The 1,874-nt window shown below is 60.0% G+C and carries 1 protein-coding gene; it reads left to right on the forward strand.

Annotated features, from left to right (window positions below):
• Window positions 1–1,874 (forward strand): Ig-like domain-containing protein (locus ABX749_RS31415; RefSeq protein WP_372899505.1); only part of this gene is annotated, 1,874 nt, incomplete at both ends.

Genomic DNA, 1,874 nt, shown 5'->3' on the forward strand with positions numbered 1-1,874 from the left:
AGTTGCCATTAACGGAGTTGTATTCGATCGCCGGCCAAACGCTTGCACCGGACGATCAGACGCTGACCTTCGTGGCAGTCGACCGGTACGGCAACGCATCGAAACCGGGCGACGTCGAATTCGTAATCGATGAAACCGCACCGGCGATCCCCACAACGCCCACGTTGTTGGACGGCGATGGCAACGTCACGTCAACGCGTACCGTTGCGGATCCGCGTGTCGTCATCCGCTCGATCGGCGAGACCGGTAGTATCGTTCGGTTGTACCGCGACGGTCGTGAAGTCGGATTGGGCATCGCACAAAGCCCGGTCGACTTCCCGCTGAACCTGGGTTCGCTCGGCGACGGAACGTTCTCGTTCACCGCCACTGCGGAAGACCGGACAGGCAATCGCAGCGCAACGTCATCGTCACTTTCCATCACCATCGACACCACCGCTCCGCTGATCGAATCGTTGCGATTGGATCCCGCGAGCGACACCGGAACGCTGGGTGACCAGACGACCGACAGCGATTTCATTTCACTGATCGGAAAAACGGAACCCGGCGCGGTTGTCTCGGTCGCGGGCAGTCTCCAAACAACCGTTGCCGATGCCGCCGGCGACTTTCGGCTCGATGGTGTTCCGCTGCGATTCGGCCCCAATCGATTGACCGTCACCGCAGCCGATGCCTTGGGTAACCAGCGGCCGCGCAGCATCAATGTGTTCCGCCCGCGTTTGGAATCCAATTCGCCCACGATCGCTTTCACCTTGGCCGACGACACAGGGCGTTACCAAACCGACGCCGTCACTGCCTCACCTTCCCTCAGCGGCGCGCTGAACGACGAATCGAACGTGACGGGGTTGTTCTTGACGGTCGCATCAACATCCGCCGAACAATCGACGCAACAAACAACCGGACCGCTTGATGTTTCCGCTGCGATCACCGGAGACACCTTTTATCTTTCCGCGGCCGCGATCGAACACGCCATCGGCACGGGACTCGACGATGGCAACGTCACCTTCACCCTGGTCGCGGTCGACCAATACGACAATGCGTCCCGGGCGGAATCGATTTCGTTTGTCCTTGATCGTACCGCACCCGACGTCCCGCCGGAATTGCGGCTTTCTGCCGACAGCGATCACGGTCGCGACTGGACCGATCGAATCACCCACGCTACCTCGCTGGTTGTTTCTCTGGATGTTCCCGAACTGGCCAACGTGGCATTCTTCGTTGACGGGAATCCGCATGCCGAATTTCTGTTACCCCAAGGCGCCGGCGAAGTCACGTTGGCGGGAATAGCTGAAGGGAACCACGTGATCACCGCGTTGGTGACCGACGTCGCCGGGAACGTCAGCGCCGTCGGTGCCGCACTCGATGTCTCCATCGACACGACGCCGCCGAATTCGGTTGTTGCCGATCTTCAACTGCCGCCGCTGAACTCGGACTCCGGTGTCCTCTCGGGTTCGACGGACGCCTATGCAACGGTGCGCATCTATCGCGGATTGGACTCGCAAACCGCCATCGCGGAAACCATCGCAGCGAGCGACGGCGGTTTCCAGATCGATGCCATTCGGATTGCCGATGGCGTCAACCGGTTTCGTGTCGTTGCCGAAGACATCGCCGGCAACGCCATCGAGACCAACGTCTCGGCACGATACGACGCTCCCGACCTTTCCGCCCCCCAAATCAAGTTGGCATTGGAACGCGACACGGGCGTTTCCGATACCGATCGATTGACCAACGATCCGACTGTATCTGGAATGGTCGATGACGCAAGTCAGATCGCAAGTTTCCAAATCGATGCCATTCGGTTTGCCGATGGTGTCAACCGGTTTCGTGTCGTTGCCGAAGACATCGCCGGCAACGCCATCGAGACCAACGTCTCGGCACGATAC

It is taken from the genome of Stieleria sp., assembly GCF_041595215.1.
GTDB classification, from domain to species: Bacteria; Planctomycetota; Planctomycetia; order Pirellulales; family Pirellulaceae; genus Stieleria; species Stieleria magnilauensis.